The following is a 20,876-nucleotide window of genomic DNA, read 5'->3' on the forward strand; positions in this document are numbered from 1 at the left end:
AGTGTACGCAAACTTGCAGAGAGTGTGCAACTTGGGTGAGCTTCGGACGTGCGGGGTCTAGGCGGTAAGATTGCGCCCATGCTGCACGCCGCTAGTTTCGCCTTCCTGGACTCCGTCAATGCCTTGCTCATTGGCGTGGTCACGGCGCTGGGCGTGATGCTCGAGCGCGGCAAGTACCGCCGGATCGTGCCGCTTCTGATCTTTGGCGACTGGTTCGGGGTCTTCGCCCTATCGGTGTTGACCATGTTCGTGCTGGACCAGCTCAAGGCCTACGTCGAGGGCTTCCTGGACACCCCCATCCTGGGCGTGCTGCTTATCGTGTTGGGCCTGGCCGCCGCGGTGATGACCTGGCGCCACCGCGGGGGAGAGTCCAACGAGATGGTGAGCAAGCTCCTGCGACCCCTGCAAAACCCCAGCCCGCTGACGTTTTTGACCGGCTTTATCCTGGGCGTGGCGCAGTCGATTACCTCCGGCGCCTTCTTCGCCGGGCTCATCTACTTGGCCGCCGGGGACTACAGCGCGGGCATCCGCTACGGCGGGCTTTTCCTCTACGCGACCTTCGCTCTCTCGCTGCCCATCGCGGTGGCAGTTTTCGTCGGGCTCGTGCGGCGCAAACCCAACTCGGCGGCCGGGCGGCTTTTCGCCCAGGCCCGGGAAAACAAGGAGACAGTCAGCAAGGTCGGCAGCTACGTGGTGGCCGCCATCCTGGCCATCATCGGCTTCGCGATGCTCTAGGCCTTAACCCACCACAAACCCATCACAGCCCTTAATCCACCACGAAGGCTAGACGCTCGGAGACTTCACACTCGCCCGGACCGGTCAGCTTCTCCGCAACCGTGCGGCGCTCCTGGTCGGACAAGGGGATAAGCCAGCCCTTCTTTGGATCGTGGACCGGCAGGGTGGCCTTGCTTACCGGAAGGAGGTAGACCGCCGTGTCTGGGTTGGCGGCGGTGGCATTGTGCCTGCCCGCCGTAAGCAGTAGCGGGTGGGCGTTTTCGGCCGCCTCCCGCACCGCGTCGGCGGTGCTGACGTCAATATCCACGATGACGAGCGTTTCCGCCGTGGTCACCTGCAAGCGCCCGGCGGCGAGCTCCGGCACGTCAACGCGGACCCGGGCCAGGGAGGGGCCTTTCCGGCCGGTCAGTGTGGACCAGATTCTGCGCACATCCATGGCCTTAATTGTAGAATGGCGGCCATTATGATTGATGCCTCGGATACCGCGCTCGTCATCGAAGGCGGCGGGATGCGCAACTCCTATACCGCCGCGTGCATAGTGCGCTTCATCCAGCAGGAGATCCAGTTCGGCTGGGTCGGAGGGGTCTCCGCGGGCTCGTCGCACACGGTCAACTACCTGTCGGGGGATCCCATCCGCGCGGAGGATTCCTTCACCGACTTTGCCAAGAACCCCAGCTTCGGCGGCGTGGGCTCCCTTCTGCGGGGCAAGGGCTATTTCAACGCGGAATTTATCTACGAAAAGTCCGCGGACCAGGATCTGCGCTTCGATTGGGAGCGCTACCAGGCAAACCCGGCGGAGATGAACCTGGCCGCCACGCGCGCGGACACCGGGGAATCCGTCTACTGGACGCGCGCGGACGTGACCGTCCCGGAGGATCTTTTCGTACGGGTGCGCGCCTCCTCGACCCTGCCGCTGCTGATGCCGCTGCGCTTTATCGACGGCGCGCCCTACGTCGACGGCGCGCTTGGCGAACACGGCGGGATCACCATCGAGCAGGCCGAGCTGGCGGGGTACAAGAAATTTTTCTTCGTCGGCTCCAAGCCGCGGGACTATATCCGCCCAAAGACGCGCCGGCCCAGCATGGTGCGCGGGCTCTTCCGTCGCTACCCGGCCATCGCGGACGCACTCATCGCCCGCCCGGAGCGCTACAACGCCTCCCGCGCGCGGCTGGCGGAGCTGGAGCGGGCCGGCCAGGCCTACCTGTTTAGCCCGGAGGACATGCAGGTCTCCTCCACGGAGCGCTCGGTGGCCAAGCTACGCGCCAACTTTGCCGCCGGTGCCCGCCAGGTCGAGCGCGAATGGCCCGTCTGGCAGGAATTTCTGCGCGGTTAGGCTGAGCCCCGTTTGGGCATCGGCGGGGCCGAAATCTTCCTTTTACGAAGGCCTAGGGTGCCTGACGGATCGGGGTCGCCGGAGATAGATGGTAGACGTCGGTCTTCATCAGCTGGCTGGCCAGAGAGTCCGAGACTGTCGGGGCCATGTCTTCTGCGTGAGGGGCGGTGGGGGCATCGGTAGCAATGCGCGAGCTGGTGTCAGCCACGGCTAGGACTGAGTACCCGGCGGCCAGGATAAAGAGCAGGGCGCCGACGGTCCGGAAACCGCGGCGGAGACGACAGTGCGATGGACCGCACCGGGCCGATATCCAGGGAGAACACGGCCATGAGCGCCATGCCCAGCAGGAAGGCGGTGGCCAGTCGCTGGACGGTGGTCCCTTCCACGCCGCAGTCAGCCATGATGATGGCAAGCCCGGCCGATCTAGCCTATTGGGCGGGCACAGTAGAAGGGGAAGCAGCCAAGGAAACACCTCTGTGGAATGGAGCGAGTGCAGAGAAATCGGACCATCACCAGGAAGACCTGCGTGACAAGGCGTCGTGGTAGGAGCAGATTTACTCGCGTCACCGCACCCTAAAACGGCCACTAGCGTGAGGGCACCACACGGGTGCTCCAGGGGTAAGACGCGATAGATATTTTGTGGTTCGGCTGGCCAGATAGTGCAGCGGCAAATGCTAGGGCGGCTCTAGTTGGTGGGTGCCGGCGCCGTCGAAAGCTTGCCCCTGAAAGGGGTGCTACCCAGCGACGTGCCTAGTCAGGGTAGGGTCTCGGCTGGCGAAGTGCACCCGACCGCTTAGAATTGAGCAACGTGTTAGAAATCTTTAATGGTAATGAGCTACTGACCATCTTCTTGATGATCGTGCTCGGCACCTTGTTCGGGATGATCCCCTTCGGGCCGCTGCGCTTCGGCGCGGCCGGCACGTTGTTCGTGGGGCTCGCCTTCGGTTCCTTCGTGGACCTAGACGAGACCATCCTGAGCAAGTTACAGGAAATGGGCTTGGGTCTGTTCATCTACATGCAAGGCCTGTCCGCCGGGGAACGTTTCTTCAAGGGATTATCTGAGCAGTTTAAGCAGATGATGGCGGCTGCGGCCGCAGTGATCTTGGCAGCCGGGGCCGCGCTGGGCTTCGGTGGCATTCTGGGGATTTCCCCGCTGGGCGCGGTAGGCGTCTTCTCCGGCGCGACGACGTCGACGGCCTCGCTGGCCGTGGCCCAGCAGCAGACCGGCGAGGACTTGCCGGCTGTGGGCTACTCCCTGGGCTACCCGGTGGGCGTGGCCGTGGCTATCCTCATGGTCTCCTTCATCCTGAAACAGAGCTGGCCGGCGAAGAAGGACCAGGATAACTCCGCCGACCAAGTCTTCCGTGCCATCACGGTGCGCGTGACGAAGAACGACGTCAACATGGCGGACTTGGAAGAGGAATTCGGTGAGCACTTCATCATCGCGACCATCCGCCGCGGCAACAAGGTGATGGTGGCCGGTGACTCGCCGGAGATCCATACCGGCGACATTATGCGCGTGATGGTGACTAAGTCTTATTCCCGCGAGCTGGTCAAGGCGCTGGGTAAGCGCCAGCCGCAGACCCCGTTCGTGGACAAGCGCCTAGTCATCGAGGACGTGGCGATTTCCAATGAGGACGTCGCCGGCCGCACCGTCGGCGAGCTCAACCTCTTCGAGCGCTACGGCGGCCGCATCCTGCGCGTGCGCCGCGGCGACGAGTTGTTTTTGGCCAACGATGACACGTACCTTGCCTCCGGTGACACCGTGGAGCTCATCGTGAAGTTCGACCGCCTGGGCGATATCCGCGACTACTTTGGTAACTCGGTCAAGTCCTATGCGGAGCTGAACTGGGTGGCTGTGGCCGGCGGCCTGTTCATCGGCTACCTGATTTCGCTCATCGTGATCCCGCTGCCGGGTGGGGCCTCCTTCGAGCTCGGCTTCGCCCTAGGCCCGCTGATTACCGGCCTGGTACTCGGCGCGGTCCACCGCACCCGCCGGGTGCCGTGGCAGGTGCCGTCGTCTATCAACACTTCTTTCCAACAGTGGGGCCTGATGATCTTCCTAGCCTCGGTCGGCCTGGCGTCGGGCGAGGCTTTCGTTTCCACTGCGTTTTCCATCGTGGGGCTTAAGGCCATGGTGCTGGCGGCGCTGGTGACCATCGTGGTCATCGTCCTCTTCGCGCTGTTCAGCCGCATGCTGGGCCAGTCGGAGACCCGCACCGTCGGCGGCGTGTCCGGTATCTTCGGCCAGCCCGCCGTGGTCAACTACGCCACCGGTGTCAGCACCGACTCCCGCATCATGACCGGCTACGCCTCCACCATCGTGGTCGCCCAGGTAGTCAAGATCGTGGTCATTCCGTTCATGCTGATGTTCTAGCTGGCTTCGTCTTCAAGCCTGCAGCTATAGTCAGCTCTTTCAGACAATAAAGAAAATAAAGGGTGCCGGACCGGTAAATTACCGGCCAGGCACCCTTCGTCTATGGCCCCGGTTGTCGGGGCGGCTGGTGGCCTAGTCGGCGACCAGGGTTTCCATGGTCAGCTCGGGGTGTTCTTTCTCGATGAAGGCCAGCTTCCACTTGTCGCCGAAGAGGGCGATCAGCTCGCCGTCGGTGCGGGTGAAGATCTCCACGCCGCGCTGGCGGCCCAGCTCAGGGGCGGACTCGGCGTCGGTGCGGCGCGCCACGGAGTAGGGGATGGGCTCGGTGACGGTCTCGACGTTGTACTCCAGCTCCATGCGGGCCTGCATGACCTCGAACTGCATGGGGCCGACCGCGGCCATGACCGGGGAGGCGTCGCCGCGGGCGTCGTTGCGCAGGATCTGGACCACGCCCTCGGCAGCGAGCTGATCCAGGCCCTTGCGGAAGGCCTTGTACTTGCCCAGCGACTTCGCGCGCAGGATCCGGAAGGCTTCCGGGGCGAACTGCGGCATCGGGCGGAACTGCACCTTGCGGCCGGTGTAGATGGTGTCGCCGGGGGCGAGCGAGCCGGCGTTGACTAGGCCCACGATATCGCCCGGGTAGGCGGCATCCACCGTGTCGCGGGTGCGGCCGAAGACCGTCAGCGCGTACTTCGTGGAGAACGACCGCCCGGACTGGGCGTGGTGGACCTGCATGCCGCGCTCGAAGCAGCCGGAGACCACGCGCATGAATGCCAAGTTATCGCGGTGCTTTTGGTCCATGCCGGCCTGGACCTTGAAGATGACGCCGGAGAAGTCATCGGTGACCTCGCGCGCGGCGTCCATCGCGCTGGACGCGCCCGAGTCAGCGGCCTCCAGGGCCTTCGGGTCGGATTCGCGCTCGCGCGGGGCGGGCGCGATGGCGCACAGCGTGTCCAGGATCTGGTGCACGCCGAAGTTCAGCATCGCCGAGGCGAAGATCAGCGGGCTGGTCACGCACTGCTCGAACATTTCCTGGTCGTGGACCGCGCCGTCGGCGGCGAGCAGCTCGGCTTCCTCCGCGGCGGTCTCCCAGACGCCCGCCTCCTTTGCGGCGGCGTCGGCGGGGGAGTAGTGCTCCTCCGGGGCGATGGTGGAACCGCCGGCGGTGCGGATGAAGTGGATGTACTCGTCAGCTTCGCCGTCGTCGTTGACGTGGGCGAGGCCGCGGAAATCGCCCGCGATGCCGACCGGCCAGTACAGCGGCGTCGGCTGCAGCTGGATCTCGTTGACGATCTCATCGACCAGCTCCAGCGGCTCCCGGCCCACGCGGTCCCACTTGTTGATCACGGTGATGATCGGCAGGCCGCGGGCCTTACAGACGCGGAAGAGCTTGAGGGTTTGCGGCTCGAGGCCCTTGGCGGCGTCGATCAGCATGACGGCCGCGTCCACCGCGGTCAGCACGCGGTAGGTGTCCTCGGAGAAATCCGCGTGGCCAGGGGTGTCCACCAGGTTGATCATGTACGGCTCGCCCTCGTGGCCCTCCGGCGCGTACTCGAACTGCAGGGCGGAGGAGGCCACGGAGATGCCGCGGTCCTTTTCCATGTCCATCCAGTCGGAGACGGTGGACTTGCGGCCGGCCTTGCCGTGCACGGCACCTGCCTCGTTGATGATGTGGGCGTGCAGCGCCAAAGCCTCGGTCAACGTGGACTTACCGGCATCCGGGTGGGCGATAACGGCGAAGGTGCGGCGGCGGTTGGCTTCAGCGGCAATACTCATGGCGCATAGTTTACTTCCCGGTAGCAGGGACGTTTAATTGCACGGTGCCTAGTCGAGGTACAGCCTCTGGCCCAGGGCGTTGAACAAAGCGCTGATTTCGGCGTCGGAGACCTTCTTCTGGCGGCCGGGCCGCTGGTGGTTGTTGTAGTACTCGCCCGGGGTGAAGTGGACACCTGCCGTGCCAGTCAGGTAGAACGCCAGGTTGCGGGCGCCGTCCTCGGCCGAGCCGAAGTGGCGGCCCAGACGCCCGGTGTAGGCCTTGGACAGACGGGCGTTGGCGGTGCGCGAGAAATTCGTGGCCAGCACGCCGGGGTGGAAGGCCACGGAGTTCAGCCCCTGTTCGTGCAGGTAGTGGGTGAGCAGGATAGTGCCCAGCTTCGCGTTGCCGTAGGCGCGCTCCGAGCTGAAACCGTGGAAGGTGTTCGGGTCCTCGGGGTCGAACTTGGCGAGCAGGACGTTGGCAATTGAGGCGGTCTGCACCACCGGCGCGCCACCGATCTGCTCGCGCAGCAAGGTAGTCAGCAGGAACGGGGCCACCACGTTGACCTGCCAGGTGCGCTCGAAGCCGTCCGCGGTGGTCAGCGGTCCGTCGAAGATGCCGCCGGCGTTGTTGGCCAGGCCCGCGAGCGGGCCGAACTCGGCCAGCTTGTCCGCTAGCTCGCGGACCTCGCGGAGGGACTCGAAATCCGCGACTAGGTGCGGCGCGTCGAGGTCCGCGGCGACGCGCGCGGTTTTCTCCGGGTTGCGGCCGACCACGACGATGCGATCGTCGGGGCGGGTGCGGTGGATGAGGCGGGCAGCGGCGGCTCCGATGCCATCGGAGGCGCCGGTGATGACGAAGGTTTTCATATCTTTAAATTAGCGCGGCCGCCGTCCCGGGATCCGGCGCTTTCGCCCTTAGCGGGAGTGGATAGTATTCTGCGCGGCCGCCAGGCCCTTGTCCACGATGAGTCGGGCGCCCTCGGCGGCGGTGCTAATCGCCGTATCCAGCCCGCGGCTTGCATCCACCGGGCCCAGGACATAGTCGGGGATGGACGAGCCCTTCGGCGGGCGGCCGATGCCGATGCGCACCCGCAGGTAGTCCCGCGTGCCCAGGTGCTCGGTCAGGGACTTCAGCCCGTTGTGCCCGTTTTCGTTACCGCCCTGCTTGAGGCGTACCTTGTGGGCGGGCAGGTCGAGCTCGTCGTGAATGACAATAATGCGCTCCGGCGGGACGTTTAAGAGCCGGGCCAGCTCGCCGACCGGCTCGCCGCTTAAGTTCATAAAGCTTTGCGGGCGCACGGCCAGTACCGGCGTGCCGTCGATGTCCAAGGAGGCGGCGTCGGCCGCCAGCCCGCGCACCGGCTGGACCAGCCCGCCGGTGGTCGCCAGCAGGTCATCCACAGCCATGAAACCGACGTTGTGCCGCGTCGCCGCGTATTTGGGGCCCGGGTTGCCCAGGCCGACGATGAGCCACTCGGCGCGCAGGTCCTCCGGCGCGGGCGCGGTGTGCGCAGAGCCCGACGACGCGGACCGGGCAGAACCGTGTGCGGAAGGCTTCCGGAAAGGGCTTAGGAGTTTATCTAAAAAAGACACGCTTTTAGTCTGGCATATATCCTTCTAAGGCATGACAGCTAGCACGGTCCTAGACGAACTCACCTGCCCCGTCCTGCCGGCGCCAATGGCCGGCGGGCCTACCACCCCGGCGCTGGTAGCGGCGGCTGCGAAGGCCGGCTCGCTGGGCACGCTAGCGTGGGGCACGGCCAGCCTTGAGCAGGCAGAAGCGCAGCTCGAGCAGTTGTTGGACACCGGCACCACCCGCTGGGCGGTTAACCTCTTCCATCCCCAACAGCCGCTGCGCGAGCAGGAGCGCCAGACCGCCTTGGCAGTGGCGGCGGCCGAAGGGGTGGAGCTGGCCGCCGCCGACTACAGCTTCGGTTGGGACGCCAAGCTCGACCTGGCCTTGGGCGCGTCCACCCCGCCGCGGGTGGTCTGGGCGATGTTCGGCACCTTCAGCGGCGCGGAGATCGCGCGCGTCCACGGCCGCGGGAGCGAGGCCTGGGTGACCGTGACCAACCCGGCCGAGGCACACGCTGCCGCGGAGGCCGGGGCCGACGTGTTGTGCGTGCAGGGACCCGACGCCGGCGGGCACCGCGGTATCTGGGACGAATACGCCGAGCCGGACCAGCGCGCGCTGCCGGATCTGGTGCGCACCTGCCAGGTGGGCTTGCCGCTGCTGGCCGCAGGGGGCCTGCGCACCGCGCAGGACGTCGCCCGAGTGCTCGACCTGCCGGGGGTAGCGGCCGCGGTCTGTGGCTCCGCCTTCCTCCTAGCCGATGAGGCGGGGACGAGCCCCGCCAACCGGGAAATGCTTTCCAAGGGCGGGCCCACCGTCGCCACTCGCGCTTTTAGCGGCAGGGTGGCCCGGGGCCTGGCGACGGAGTACACCGCGCAGCACCCGGATGCCCCTGCTATCTACCCCCACCTCAACCAGATTCTGCTCCCTAGGCGGGCGGCGGGGGATCAGGCGGTGGCGTATTGCCTAGTGGGCAAACCAGCCACTGGGCTGCGTGGGGGTAGTGTGGAAGATATCCTCTGCCGTCTTAACCAAAAGGCGAACTAGAACGCGATAAACTTTTTGGTTGAGAATTGGTTGTACACCCATCGGACCGTGAAAAGGATTGATTTCGTGACCGCAAACTCGCACGTGTGGCAAGAAAACTGGAACGAGCGCCTCGAAAAGGCGCAGGAGATGCTGCCGCTAATCCACCAGCTTCATCGCAAAAACAACGTTGTCACCACGATCTTCGGCCGCCCGCTGGTGGGCGTCACCGACATCGACATCATTAAGAGCCACCGCTACGCCCGCCGTATCGCGGAGCGCGAGCTGTCCACCTTCGAGACCCTGCCGATCATCCAGGCACTGACCGAGATGAACCTGGGTTCTGCCTCCGTCGACGTGGGGCGCTTGGTCATCGGCTACGAAGAGGAAAAGGACAACTACAACAGCCTGCGCGACTACCTCGAGCAGGAGCTGGTTGAGGTCGTCGGCGCCGGCGTCAACAAGGAATGTACCGACGTCGTGCTCTACGGCTTCGGCCGCATCGGGCGCCTGCTGGCCCGCATCCTGATCGCCCGCGAGGCCGCTTACGGCGGCGTGCGCCTGCGCGCCATCGTCGTGCGCAAGAAGGGTGACGGCGACATCCTCAAGCGTGCCTCCCTGCTGCGCCGCGACTCCGTCCACGGCGCCTTCAACGGCTCTATCTCCGTGGATGAGGAAAACGAGGTCATCTGGGCCAACGGCACCAAAATCAAGGTCATCTACGCCTCCGACCCGGCCACCATTGACTACACCCAGTACGGCATCAAGGACGCCATCCTGGTCGACAACACCGGCGCGTGGCGCAACCGCGAGGGCCTGTCCCAGCATCTGGAGGCCCCGGGCATCGCCCGCGTGCTGCTGACCGCCCCGGGCAAGGGCGACATCAAGAACATCGTCTACGGCATCAACGACGGCGACATCGCTGAGGACGACAACATCCTGTCCGCGGCTTCCTGTACCACCAACGGCATCACCCCGGTCCTGCAGGTCATCAACGAGCGCTATGGTGTGACCCACGGCCACGTGGAGACCGCCCACTCGTTCACCAACGACCAAAACCTCATCGACAACTACCACAAGGGCGACCGCCGTGGCCGCGCCGCCGGCCTGAACATGGTCCTGACCGAGACCGGCGCCGCCAAGGCCGTGGCCAAGGCCGTCCCGGACTTCGAGGGCAAGCTGACCGGCAACGCCATCCGCGTTCCCACCCCGGATGTGTCCATGGCCGTGTTGAACCTGGAGCTGGAGCGCGAGGTGGAGCGCGACGAGGTCAACAACTTCCTGCGTGACGTCTCGCTGCGCTCCCACCTGCGCCAGCAGATCAGCTACATCGCCTCCCCGGAGGTTGTCTCCTCCGACTTCGTCGGCTCCACCCACGCCGGCATCGTCGACGGCCTGGCCACCATCGCCAGCGGCAAGCACCTGGTGCTCTACGTCTGGTACGACAACGAGTTCGGCTACTCCAACCAGGTCATCCGCATCGTCGAGCGCCTGGCCAACGCCCGCCCGAAGGTCCTGCCTAGCCGCATCCACGCCTCCGAGCTCTAAGGCGCGTTAGAGCCCGTTAAGGGCTCCCGGATAAATGACATTTCCCCGCTCGGTGTGCTGTCCTACCGAGCGGGGAATTTTTTAGGTCCTGTTGCGGGTGGCCTGGGACTTATTTCTTCTTGTCCTTCTTTTTCTTCTTATCCTGCTTGCCGCGCTCGAGGGCGGCGGCGACGTCGGGGACGTACTTGAACTCCTCGCGGGCCGGGCGCTCGTATTCCTCTCCGTCGGAGGCTGGACGCTGCGGGACTTCCGGCATCTCGCGCTCGATCTTCTGGTAGGGGATGGAGCTGAGCAGGTGCGCGATGACGTTGATGCGCGAGCGCTTCTTGTCCTCCGACTCGACCGTGTACCACGGCGCGGTGGGCGTGTCGGTGTGGATGAACATCGCGTCCTTGGCGCGGGAGTAGTCCTCCCAGCGGGTGATGGACTGCAGGTCCATGGGCGAGAGCTTCCAGCGGCGCAGCGGGTCATTGCGGCGGGACTCGAAGCGGGCGATCTGTTCTTCGTCGGACACGGAGAACCAGTACTTGCGCAGCATGATGCCGTCTTCGACCAACATCTGCTCGAAGATCGGGGCCTGGTGCAGGAAGCGGACGTATTCCTGATCGGTGCAAAAGCCCATGACGCGCTCGACGCCGGCGCGGTTGTACCAGGAGCGGTCGAAGATGACGATCTCGCCGGCGGTAGGCAGCTTCTCGATGTAGCGCTGGAAGTACCACTGGCCGCGCTCCCGGGAGGTGGGGGCGGGGAGAGCCTCCACGCGGCAGGAGCGCGGGTTGAGGTACTGCGTGATCCGCTTAATCGCCGAGCCCTTGCCGGCGGCGTCGCGGCCTTCCATGATGATGACCACGCGGGCGCCGGTCTCGACGACCCACTGCTGCATGTCGACCAGCTCGGCCTGCAGGCGCTTGAGCTCGTCCTCGTAGGCCTTCTTGTTCAGCTTCGGCGGCTTGGTGGTCTTCGCGTCTTTCTTGCTCATAACTCAATCGTAGCTGCCAGAAGGCCGTGGGGAAAACCCATCAAAGATGAATTTTAATCGGTGAAGACAGTGGTGTTTTCGATGTGGCCTAGGCCCTCAATCTCCACGCGCACGGTGTCGCCGTGGCCCAAGAACTGCTGCGGGTCGCGGGCGAAGCCTACGCCCTCCGGGGTGCCGGTGACGATGACGTCGCCGGGGTTGAGCGGGTAGAGGTGCGAGCAGAAGGAGACGAGCTCGGCGACCGAGAAAATAAGGTCGTCGGTGTTGTCGTCCTGGCGGGTCTCACCGTTGACCGTGGTGGTCAGCCGGGCGCCAGAGCACGGCGACCACTCATCCGCGGTGGTCAGCCACGGCCCGAAGCCGGAGCTGCGGTAGAAGGATTTGCCGGCGTGGAACTGCGTGGTCTGGCGCTGGAAATCGCGCAGAGTGTAGTCGTTCATGATGGCGTAGCCGGCCACGTGCGACAGCGCGCGGCTGCGATCGATGCGGTGCGCGCGGGTGCCGATAACCGCGGCGAGCTCGCCCTCGTAGTCGAGCTTGCTTTGCGCGTAGCCGGGGATGGACACGTCGCTGAAAGGCCCGGTGAGGGCGTCGGCGAATTTCACGAAGAGCGTGGGCTGGTCCGGCGCCTGCCGGCCCATCTCCCGGACGTGGCGGGCGTAGTTGAGTCCGACGCAGATGATCTTTTCGGGCTGGGGGATGACCGGGGCGAGGTCCTCGTGGTCGAAGACGATCGGCTCGCCGGAAAGCTGGGCGGCCTTGCGCCAGTCGCCGCTGCGCAGCAGGGCGCCCACGTCCTCGTGGTCGAGCTCCACGCCGGTGTAGTCGCTGTCCACGCGGACGGTGGTCGTACCGTACTGGGTCCTCAGGGTAGCGAGCCTCATAGAAGGCTATGTTAACGCCTGCAGCACCTCGTCCGCGGCATCGGCTGCGATAATCGGCACCTCCGTTGCCTCCCGCTTGGAAAACCGCGCCAGCACGAAACTGGCGGGGTCTTGGCGCCCGGGCGGGCGGCCGATGCCCACCGACAGGCGCTGGTAGTCCTTCGTACCCAGGGACTTCGTGACCGAACGCAGACCGTTGTGCCCGTGGTCGCCGCCGCCTAGGCGCAGCTTCACGGCGCCGAAGTCCTGTTCCAGCTCGTCGTGAATAATAACGATGTCCGCCGGCGGAACGGAGAAATAATTCGCCAGCGCCTTGACCGGCCCGCCGGAGGTGTTCATGAATGTCCGGGGTTGGGCCAGGATAACGCGGCGGTTGCCCAGGCGCCCCGGGGCCAGCTCGGCGATCTCCGCGTTGGTCTTCCGGTTCAGGCTCAGGCTGGCGGCCTGCGGCGTGGCCCAGCTGGCGAGCTCCGCGATGACCTCGTGGCCGATGTTGTGCCGGGTGCCGGAATATTTCGGCCCCGGGTTGCCCAGGCCGACGATTAGCAGGGGAGCGTCACTCATGCTCACCATTGTGGCATAGGCGCAAAGAAAGGCGGGCCGCCCCACGCACTTGGCGTGGAGGGCCCGCAGGAAGGTCCCTAGCGAGGGGAGTGACTACTCCTCGTTGTCGGAGGCGGACTCGCCTTCGTCGACGGACTCGGCACCAGCGTCGGCGCCACCTTCCTCGGCAGCCTCGGCGGCCTCCTCGAGATCGGTGTCAACCTCCGGCTCGGAGATGGAGACGATGACGGTCTCCTCGTCGGCGACAAGGGTGGAGCCTTCCGGCATGGTCAGATCGGCAGCGGTGATGACGGTACCGTCCTCGGCGCCCTCGATGGAGACGACGATCTCTTCCGGAATGTTGAGCACGTCGGCCTCGATCATGACGACGTCGGCGTCCTGCAGGAACATCATGCCCGGAGCCGGCTCGCCCTCGACGGTGACCGGAACCTCGACCTCGACCTTCTCGCCGCGCTTAATGGACAGCAGGTCGATGTGGTCAACGTCCAAGGTCAGCACGTTCTGGTCGACGTGCTTGACCATGGTCAGGTGCTGCTGGCCGTCGATCTCCAGCTCGAGAACGGCGTTGACGCCGTGGTAACGCAGCAGTGTCTGGATTTCCAGCAGGCCAGCGGCGAAGTGGAGCGGCTCGGTGTTGGAGCCGTAGATCACGCCGGGGATCTTCCACTCGCGGCGCAGGCGGCGAGCAGCACCCTTACCGAACTCGGTACGGGCTTCGGCCTTGATGACAGGGCGTTCGTTAGCCATTGTTTCTCCTTGTGAGTCGAATGTAGGTCGAAATAAAGTACACACGGCAAGGACTTGGCGTATAAATACGACTAAAGCCTGCCGATGGACGTCTTGGTCGAGTCACATCGCAGGCTTAAATAAGTGAAGCTTGGAATGTAGTTTTATCAATCGCGTCGATAACGGCCAACACCACGCGCGTGGTTAGTCAGCCCTCGCCGAGACAGATAGAAATCTAGCACGCGCGGCCCCGGCGACGCAATTTCCGTGCCCCGGGGTGCATGGCGCCTCGAGGCACCATGCACGACTGAGTTCTGCACACTCCTAGGCGTCCTGTGTTGAGATTGGCGCCCGCGCCGGCCAGCATGACGAAGGAAATGCAAAACTGCGTGAAGGTGATGGAATAATCCAAAAGCGGGCCAGGAACTTGCCGGACACGCTGGAAAAGACGCGGTCGTGGGACGTCGCCTGGAAATAGCTCCCGTACTGCATGGCGATCATCGCCGCCAAGGGCATGAGCACCAGCGCGATGATGGCGCCGATGACACCCCACCAGCCGAAGTCGGCATAGTACTGCAACATCTCTTGGCCGGAGGCGAAGCCGGCGCCGACAGTACAATTGAAGTACGCCATTCCCAGCATGAGAGCCTTTTTCACAAAAAGTCCTTTCACGCTGAAAGTTTTCCACAACAACGTAGAACTTTAGTGGCTGTGCTGGGCAGATGCTAGCCAGCGGTGTAGCCGCCATCCACCATGTGGGCGCTGCCAGTGATATAGGACGCGTCCGGGGACAGCAGGAAACGCACCAGGTGGGCCACCTCTTCCGGTTGGCCCAGGCGGCCCAGCGGGTGGGAATTGATAACGCGGTGCAGCGCCTTATCGTCCATGTCCTTGGCCAGGCGGGCGCCGCGCACATAGGCCGGGCACACGCAGTTAATGCGGATGGCCTTGGAGCCGTATTCCAGGGCGGCGCTCTTGGTCAGGCCCACCACGCCGTGGTTGGCGGCGGTATAGGCGGAATTGCCCGCGGAGGCGAAGGCGCCGTGCACGGAGGCGACGTTGACAATCGAGCACGACGAGGTCCGCTCCTGGTCCATGAACTGCTCGAGCTGGTAGCGCATGCCGTAGGCCACGGCGTTGAGATTGCGGTCGATGAGCTGGTCCCATTCGCTCACGGCGAATTCGCCGGTGTGGTCGTCGCTGCCGCCGTAGCCGGGGCAGTTGACCGCCAAGTGCAGCCCGCCGTAGGTCTGGACGGCCAAGTCGACGGCGTCGCGGTGCGCGGCCTCCACGGTGGTGTCCATGACGTGGCCGGTTACCTCCGCGCCGGCGCTGCGGAGCTTCTCCACCAGCTGGCCGAGCAGTTGCGAGTCCTCGTCCGCGACAACCAGGCGAGCACCCCATTCGCTGAGTTCTTCGGCCACCGCGGCACCGATGCCATAGCCGGCCCCGATGACCAAGGCTACGCGGCTGTCGAAATTAGAAAACCTACCCATGAGTGTCCTTCCTTGTGGTCGTGGCTCCCTCACCGGTGCGAACCTCCGGAACGTTTAAGCGTTCCGGCTCACGGTCACGCCGGGGGAGTTGCCTTGGGCACCCAGGGTAGTGATTTTTTCTTAGTCTTGCGGCTCAAACAGGGTAGTAACCGAGCCGTTTTCGAAGATCTCGTGGATCGTGCGGGCCAGCAGCGGCGCGATAGACAGCACCGTCAGGTTGGACCAGCCCTCGGTGGACTGCGGCAGGGTATTGGTCGTGATGACCTCTTCCGCGCCGCACTCCGACAGGCGCTCGCGCGCCGGATCGGAGAAGACACCGTGGGTGCAGGCGATGATGACCTTGCGAGCACCGGCCTCCTTGAGGACGCGGACCGCGCCGGCGATGGTGCCGCCGGTGTCAATCATGTCGTCCAGCAGGATGCAGTCGTGGCCCTCGACGTCGCCGACGACGCGGTTGGACACGGTCTGGTTAGCCACCTCGGTGGAGCGGGTTTTGTGGACGAAGGCCAGCGGGGCGTCGCCCAGCTCGTGAGCCCACTTCTCGGCGACCTTGACGCGGCCGGCGTCCGGGGAGACCACGGTGATGTTGTCCGTGGGGTAGGTCTTCTTGATGTAGTCGGTCAGGATCGGCATGGCGTGCATGTGATCGACCGGGCCATCGAAGAAGCCTTGGATCTGGTCGGTGTGCAGGTCGACGGAGACAATACGGTCTGCGCCGGCGGCCTGCAGGAGGTCGGCGACCAGGCGGGCGGAGATGGGCTCGCGGCCGCGGTGCTTCTTATCCTGTCGCGCGTAAGGGTAGAACGGCAGGATAGCGGTAATGCGCTTGGCCGAACCGCGCTTGAGCGCGTCGATCATGATGAGCTGCTCCATCAGCCACTTGTTCAGCGGCTGGGTGTGGGACTGCATGACGAAGCAGTCGGCACCGCGCACGGATTCCTCGAAGCGAATGAAGATTTCGCCGTTCGCGAAGTCGCGGGCGGTGGTGGGGACTAGGTCCGTCTTGAGCTCCTTGGCTACGGCCTCAGCCAGATCCGGGTGTGCGCGCCCGGAAAACAGCTTCATGTTTTTGCTGCTGCCAGTGATTTTGCCAGTCATAGCGAGTTAAAAACCCTTCTTATTTGTGGTCGCCGTTATGTGGTTCGTCTTGCGCACGGGCTGCCGCCTCCGCCGCCGGGGTACCCGGCCGCTTCTTCTGCACCCAGCCCTCGATGTTGCGCTGCTTGCCACCAGAGACAACGAGTGCTCCTGCCGGAACATCGTCCTTGATTACTGTACCCGCTCCGGAATACACGCCGTCACCAACCGTCACCGGAGCAATAAACATGGTGTCCGAGCCGGTCCGGACGTAGTCGCCCACGGTGGTGTGGTGCTTGTTGACGCCGTCGTAGTTGACGAAGACAGAGGAGGCACCGATGTTGGATTCGCGGCCGACGGTCGCGTCCCCGATATAGGTCAGGTGCGGGACCTTGGAGCCCGGGCCGATGTGGGCCTTCTTGGCTTCGACGAAGCTGCCGAGCTTGCCCTTTTCGCCGAGGATAACGCCGGGGCGGATGTAGGTGAACGGCCCGACGGTGGCCTCGGTGCCGATGACCGAACCTTCGCCGTGGGTGCGGATGACGCTGGCGCCGGCTCCTACCTGCATGTCGGTCAGGGTGGTATCGGGGCCGACCACGGCGTTGTCGCCGATGGAGGTAGTACCCCACAGCTGTGTTCCGGGGTGGATGGTCACGTCTTGGCCGATGGTCACGCCGACACCAATCCAGGTGGTCTCCGGATCCACCACGGTGGCCCCGCCGCGCATGGCCTCTTCTACCAGGCGGCGGTTGAGCTCACGGCCGGCGGCGGCCAGCTGGATGCGGTCGTTGACGCCGGTCAGCTCAGCCGGGTCCGGGGCGCGGAAGGCACCGACTGCCTGGCCGTCCTCGCGGGCGATCTCCAACACGTCGGTGATGTAGAGCTCGCCCTGGGCATTGTTGGTGTCCAGGCGGGTCAGGGCGGAGCGCAGCGTGGCGGCGTCGAAAGCGAAGACGCCGGAGTTGACCTCCCGGATAGCGCGCTGGGCGTCGCTGGCGTCCTTGTGCTCGACGATGGCCTGCACGCTGCCGTCCTCGGCGCGCTCGATGCGGCCGTAGCCGGCGGGATTGTCTAGCTCCATCGACAGTACGGTGACCGCGTTGCCGGCCTCCTGGTGCGCGGCGCACAGGCCGTCGATGGTCTCGGCGCGCAGCAGCGGGACGTCGGCGTTGGTGACGATGACGGTGCCGTCGAAGTCCGGCAGCGGTTCCAGGCCGCACTGCACGGCGTGGCCGGTACCGTTTTGTTCTTCCTGGACGGCCTGCAGGATCTCCCGGTCGAGCTCCTCGGCGAGCTGGTCGACGGCGGGGGAGACCTGGTCACGCTGGTGGCCGACGACAGCCACGAGGTGCTCGGGCTCCAAGCCTGCTGCGGCGTGCAGGCTGTGTCCTAACAGGCTGCGGCCGCCGATGCTGTGCAAAGTCTTTTGCGTTGCAGACTTCATGCGGGTGCCAGCGCCGGCGGCGAGAACGATAACGGCTACGGGTTGCGGACTTGCCACGTGGGGAACTCTCCAAATTCTAAATCGGCGATAGTGCAATAAGTTTTTCGCTGAACATCATATAGCGGAGCGCGCCCAGCCGCGTTCTTTTGAGCAGACACGTTGGGCCGATCCGCGGCGTTGTACGCGGAAAGGTTTACGCCGAAACGTCGTCGAGCTGGCGGGCCCGCCATACGCCGATGGCGCCGACGATGGCCAAAAAGAGCAGCGCAACCGAGGGCCCTGCCAGGGCGATAAGTGCGGAGATGCCGCCGACAATGAGCAGCATGATGCCCATCATCGTGTTGGCCGCGCCCACGTACTGGGTACGCTGATCGCCCTCGGCCATGTCCACCACGTAGGTTTTGCGGGCCACACGGATGGCGGTGTGGGCCAAGGTGACCACGAAGAAGCCGGCGGGCAGCAGCCACTGGTTGACCGCGGCCGGCAGGGTGGCATCCGCTAGCACGATAAGAACCAGGACCACGGAGGCCACCGCCGCGCCGCCGGCCATGACGTTGCGGGAGGACTTATCGGAAAAGACGCCGGAGACCCGCCCGCCGATAAGCGAGGCCACCCCGGAGGCCAACAGGAACGAGCCCAGGCCACCCAGCAGGGTATCGCCGTTGCTCTGGGCCAGGGTGACGATGAACGTCGTGGACAGCGCGGAGACCAACAGCAGGGAGCGGACGTTGACGAACTGCCGAAAGCGGCTGTCTTCGGCATACAGATTCCAGGTGTCGCGCCACCAGGACTGGGCTGGCGGCTGCTGGGCCTCCTCCGTGACCGGCTCCTCGATGCCGTGCAAGACCATCGTGGCCACCGCCCAGGTCAGCGAGCCAGCGACCACCAGCACGCCCAGTGCCCACTGCGGCAGGTGCCCGGTCAATACCAGGAAGATGCCGACGATGAGGGTGGCGCCGCCGCCGACGGCGGTAGCCCGGCCGGTGACTTGCCCGCGGGCGCCCTTAGAAATCGTGCGGCCCTGGACGTCCTTGCCCGCGATGGAGCACAGCGCCCGGAACACGGACAGCGCCGCCAGCGCCAGCAGCACGCCGGCGCCGAGCAGCCAGCCATTGGCGACGATGATGATCAGCCCGATGAGTAGGGCGGAAACGGCTTGGCCGACCGAGCCCACCATCCACAGCTTCTTGCGGCTGTTGTGTGTGGTTACCCAGGGGGTCAGTGCTGCCTGCGGCAGCATCGAGCCGGACTCGCGGAAGGGTACCAGCAAGGCGGTGAAGAAATGGGGAACGCCCGCGGCCTGGAACGCCCAGGGCAGAACCGTCTTGGCGGAGACCACCTGGTCGCCAAGGTTTTGCAGACCGTTTGCCCAGACGAAACGCCGCGCGTTGTGGGATTCCCTATTCTTGCTTTGCATGGTGCCGAGCTTATTGGACGGCGAAATTTTTGGGTAGTAAGGACCGCCTCGCCGCAGCGGGAGAAACCAGAGCTCCAGCCCGGCGGAACAAGCCCCTCCGGTGTGAGATTGTGCGCGGCGGTGCCAACACGGGGTGGGTAGCGCGGCCGGTGGCCTAGGCTGGAGGGAGTATCAATTTTCACGGTCTTGTGAAGGCAAAGGTGATTGTTTATGCCCGCTCGTGTCCATGTGCACCGCCCGTTCAACCGGCGAATGTTCTTCCGCGGCACGCTCGTCGCCGCCCTGGGCGCTGCGGCGGCCCCGGCGCTGGCGGCATGTTCCGATAGCCAGTCCAGCCAGCAGCCCGCACCGCGTGGCTACGACGGGGATCTGCGCGAGCTGGCCATCCCGCCGCTCTACGAAGGCTTGCTGGAGGGCACCGCCCGCACGTTTAACCTGCAGGTCCAGGCCGGGCATGCCGAGATCTTGCCCGGGCAGCCGCGCACGCGGACCTGGGGATTCAACGGCGACTACCTGGGCCCGACGCTGCGCGCCAAGAAGGGCGAGGAGGTCAAGGTCCGCGTAGACAACAACCTGCCGGAGATGACCACCGTTCACTGGCACGGAATGAAGCTGCCAGCCTATGCCGACGGCGGCCCGCACTCGCCCATCGAACCGGGGCAGAGCTGGGAGCCGTCCTGGACGGTAGCGCAGCCGGCTGCCACAGTGTGGTACCACCCGCACCCGCACGGCCAGACCGCCGTGCAGGCCTACCGCGGCCTGGCCGGCATGTTCATCCTGGACGATGAGGTCTCCGAGTCGCTGGAAATCCCGCACGACTACGGGGTGGACGATATCCCGGTCGTCATCTGCGATCTCAAATTCACCGACGACGACCAGCTGGACAACCGGATCGATGACACCCTTGGCCTGATGGGCACCACGCCGGTAGTCAACGGCCAGACCAACTGCTTCTTCCAGGCCACCACGCGCCGGGTGCGGCTGCGTTTCTTAAACGGCGCGACCATGCGCTTCTACACGCTTAGCCTGGACAACGACGCGCCCTTCCAGGTCATCGCCACGGACTCCGGGCTGCTGGGCGCCCCGGTGGAGGCCGACGATATCTTGATCGGCCCCGGCGAGCGCGTCGAAGCCTTGGTGGATCTGGCCCCGGGTGAGGAAATCAAGCTGGTCTCCCGCCCGCGCGAGGATCGCTTCGGCATCCCCGAAAACGGCGAATATACCGTGGACTTCGGCTTCCAAGACTCCTTCGACCTGTTGACCCTGCGCGGCCCCCAGGATGACGCGCCGGAAGCCCCGCCGCTGCCGGCCAAGCTCGACCCGGCCGCGGACAAGACGCCCGATTCGGAGGGGCTTAAGGAGCGCACGTTCGTGCTTAATACCTTCCTTATTAACGGCGAGTCCATGGACATGGCGCGCGTGGACGAGGTCATTGATCACGACAAGCCGGAAATCTGGCACGTGGAAAACGAGAACGCGGACTGGCCGCACAACTTCCACATCCACAACTCCCGCTTCAAGATCCTGGAATTCAACGGGCGGGGGATTGAGGTTCCGACCCAGGGCTGGAAAGACACCATCGACCTTCCGCCGAAGGCGACGGCGACCCTCCTGGTGGAATTCGGCTATTACCCGGACCCGACCATCCCTTATATGTTCCACTGCCACATGCTCCTGCACGAGGACGAGGGCATGATGGGGCAGTTCGTCGTGGTCGAGCCCGGCGACGATCCCGACGTGCGCGTGAACCCGGCAGCGATGACCTTCGATGAGCACGCCGGGCACTCGTCCAATCACGCCCAGCACGGCTCTATCGATGCCTCCCGCAGCCCCTACGCGCCGACCAATCAGGCTCAGCCCGCGGCTGGTGCGAACGAGCCGGCGCCGCGCGGCAACCCCGGCGGGCACCAGTCCAATCTGGACGCCAAGTAGCCAGCAC

General features: G+C 65.0%; 21 protein-coding genes. 7 read left to right on the plus strand and 14 right to left on the minus strand.

Annotation, left to right across the window (positions count from 1 at the left end):
• The first annotated feature begins 78 nt into the window (after positions 1–78).
• Entirely contained in the window at positions 79–735 is a 657-nt protein-coding gene (locus CCONF_RS04070; protein WP_290225502.1) for a hypothetical protein, read from the plus strand.
• 31 nt (positions 736–766) lie between these two features.
• On the opposite strand, the gene CCONF_RS04075 is transcribed toward CCONF_RS04070, so the two are convergent.
• Positions 767–1,171, minus strand: a complete 405-nt coding sequence (locus CCONF_RS04075) for a hypothetical protein (protein ID WP_290225503.1) — start codon at positions 1,169–1,171, stop codon at positions 767–769.
• Between the two features lie 27 nt (positions 1,172–1,198).
• Between CCONF_RS04075 and CCONF_RS04080 the strand changes: the two genes are divergently transcribed.
• On the plus strand, positions 1,199–2,068 hold the full coding sequence (locus CCONF_RS04080; RefSeq protein WP_290225506.1) for a patatin-like phospholipase family protein: 870 nt from the start codon (positions 1,199–1,201) through the stop codon (positions 2,066–2,068).
• Positions 2,069–2,120: 52 nt separating this feature from the next.
• Here the strand turns inward: CCONF_RS04080 and CCONF_RS04085 are convergent, their stop codons facing one another.
• Positions 2,121–2,276, minus strand: a complete 156-nt coding sequence (locus CCONF_RS04085) for a hypothetical protein (protein ID WP_290225507.1) — start codon at positions 2,274–2,276, stop codon at positions 2,121–2,123.
• A gap of 119 nt (positions 2,277–2,395) precedes the next feature.
• On the opposite strand from CCONF_RS04085, the gene CCONF_RS04090 reads away from it, so the two are divergent.
• Both CCONF_RS04090 and CCONF_RS04095 read left to right on the plus strand, forming a co-directional pair.
• A complete protein-coding gene (locus CCONF_RS04090; protein ID WP_290225509.1) occupies positions 2,396–2,614 on the plus strand; it encodes a hypothetical protein in 219 nt (72 codons plus the stop codon).
• Between the two features lie 262 nt (positions 2,615–2,876).
• Positions 2,877–4,445 carry an aspartate-alanine antiporter-like transporter gene (locus CCONF_RS04095; protein WP_070769581.1) on the plus strand — a complete coding sequence of 523 codons (1,569 nt, stop codon included), beginning with the start codon at positions 2,877–2,879 and terminating at the stop codon, positions 4,443–4,445.
• A gap of 132 nt (positions 4,446–4,577) precedes the next feature.
• Here CCONF_RS04095 and CCONF_RS04100 read toward each other — a convergent pair whose 3' ends face one another.
• Genes CCONF_RS04100 through pth (CCONF_RS04110) form a run of 3 tightly spaced genes read right to left on the minus strand, consistent with a single transcriptional unit; the run spans position 4,578 to position 7,688 of the window.
• Complete coding sequence (locus tag CCONF_RS04100; protein ID WP_290225513.1) at positions 4,578–6,221, minus strand: peptide chain release factor 3; 1,644 nt, start codon at positions 6,219–6,221, stop codon at positions 4,578–4,580.
• A 48-nt stretch (positions 6,222–6,269) separates the two neighbouring features.
• Positions 6,270–7,070, minus strand: coding sequence for an SDR family NAD(P)-dependent oxidoreductase (locus CCONF_RS04105; protein ID WP_290225515.1), 801 nt, complete (start codon positions 7,068–7,070; stop codon positions 6,270–6,272).
• A gap of 48 nt (positions 7,071–7,118) precedes the next feature.
• Positions 7,119–7,688, minus strand: coding sequence for an aminoacyl-tRNA hydrolase (gene pth / locus CCONF_RS04110; RefSeq protein ID WP_290226241.1), 570 nt, complete (start codon positions 7,686–7,688; stop codon positions 7,119–7,121).
• A gap of 139 nt (positions 7,689–7,827) precedes the next feature.
• On the opposite strand from pth (CCONF_RS04110), the gene CCONF_RS04115 reads away from it, so the two are divergent.
• Together CCONF_RS04115 and CCONF_RS04120 are read left to right on the plus strand one after the other, a co-directional pair.
• Positions 7,828–8,823, plus strand: a complete 996-nt coding sequence (locus CCONF_RS04115) for a nitronate monooxygenase (RefSeq protein ID WP_290225517.1) — start codon at positions 7,828–7,830, stop codon at positions 8,821–8,823.
• Positions 8,824–8,889: 66 nt separating this feature from the next.
• Positions 8,890–10,350: a glyceraldehyde-3-phosphate dehydrogenase gene (locus CCONF_RS04120; RefSeq protein WP_290225519.1), complete on the plus strand. Its 1,461-nt coding sequence runs from the start codon at positions 8,890–8,892 to the stop codon at positions 10,348–10,350.
• Between the two features lie 109 nt (positions 10,351–10,459).
• Here CCONF_RS04120 and ppk2 read toward each other — a convergent pair whose 3' ends face one another.
• The 9 genes from ppk2 to CCONF_RS04165 form a co-directional block, all read right to left on the minus strand.
• Entirely contained in the window at positions 10,460–11,329 is an 870-nt protein-coding gene (gene ppk2, locus CCONF_RS04125) for a polyphosphate kinase 2 (protein WP_290225521.1), read from the minus strand.
• A 53-nt stretch (positions 11,330–11,382) separates the two neighbouring features.
• Complete coding sequence (locus CCONF_RS04130; protein WP_290225523.1) at positions 11,383–12,213, minus strand: fumarylacetoacetate hydrolase family protein; 831 nt, start codon at positions 12,211–12,213, stop codon at positions 11,383–11,385.
• 6 nt (positions 12,214–12,219) lie between these two features.
• Positions 12,220–12,777, minus strand: coding sequence for an aminoacyl-tRNA hydrolase (pth, locus tag CCONF_RS04135; RefSeq protein ID WP_290225525.1), 558 nt, complete (start codon positions 12,775–12,777; stop codon positions 12,220–12,222).
• A gap of 93 nt (positions 12,778–12,870) precedes the next feature.
• Positions 12,871–13,524 carry a 50S ribosomal protein L25/general stress protein Ctc gene (locus CCONF_RS04140; RefSeq protein WP_290225526.1) on the minus strand — a complete coding sequence of 218 codons (654 nt, stop codon included), beginning with the start codon at positions 13,522–13,524 and terminating at the stop codon, positions 12,871–12,873.
• 303 nt (positions 13,525–13,827) lie between these two features.
• Entirely contained in the window at positions 13,828–14,175 is a 348-nt protein-coding gene (locus tag CCONF_RS04145) for a hypothetical protein (RefSeq protein ID WP_290225528.1), read from the minus strand.
• A 53-nt stretch (positions 14,176–14,228) separates the two neighbouring features.
• Positions 14,229–14,999 (minus strand): SDR family NAD(P)-dependent oxidoreductase, encoded by a 771-nt coding sequence (locus CCONF_RS04150; RefSeq protein ID WP_290225530.1) that lies wholly within the window; start codon positions 14,997–14,999, stop codon positions 14,229–14,231.
• A 120-nt stretch (positions 15,000–15,119) separates the two neighbouring features.
• Positions 15,120–16,097: a ribose-phosphate diphosphokinase gene (locus tag CCONF_RS04155; RefSeq protein WP_290225532.1), complete on the minus strand. Its 978-nt coding sequence runs from the start codon at positions 16,095–16,097 to the stop codon at positions 15,120–15,122.
• A gap of 19 nt (positions 16,098–16,116) precedes the next feature.
• Positions 16,117–17,577: a bifunctional UDP-N-acetylglucosamine diphosphorylase/glucosamine-1-phosphate N-acetyltransferase GlmU gene (gene glmU, locus CCONF_RS04160; protein ID WP_290225533.1), complete on the minus strand. Its 1,461-nt coding sequence runs from the start codon at positions 17,575–17,577 to the stop codon at positions 16,117–16,119.
• Between the two features lie 136 nt (positions 17,578–17,713).
• Positions 17,714–18,937 carry an MFS transporter gene (locus CCONF_RS04165; protein ID WP_290225535.1) on the minus strand — a complete coding sequence of 408 codons (1,224 nt, stop codon included), beginning with the start codon at positions 18,935–18,937 and terminating at the stop codon, positions 17,714–17,716.
• 210 nt (positions 18,938–19,147) lie between these two features.
• Here CCONF_RS04165 and CCONF_RS04170 point away from each other — a divergent pair, with 210 nt between their 5' ends.
• Positions 19,148–20,869, plus strand: a complete 1,722-nt coding sequence (locus CCONF_RS04170) for a multicopper oxidase family protein (RefSeq protein ID WP_290225538.1) — start codon at positions 19,148–19,150, stop codon at positions 20,867–20,869.
• The last annotated feature ends 7 nt before the right edge of the window (positions 20,870–20,876 follow it).

The organism is Corynebacterium confusum (assembly GCF_030408715.1).
Lineage (GTDB): Bacteria > Actinomycetota > Actinomycetes > Mycobacteriales > Mycobacteriaceae > Corynebacterium > Corynebacterium confusum.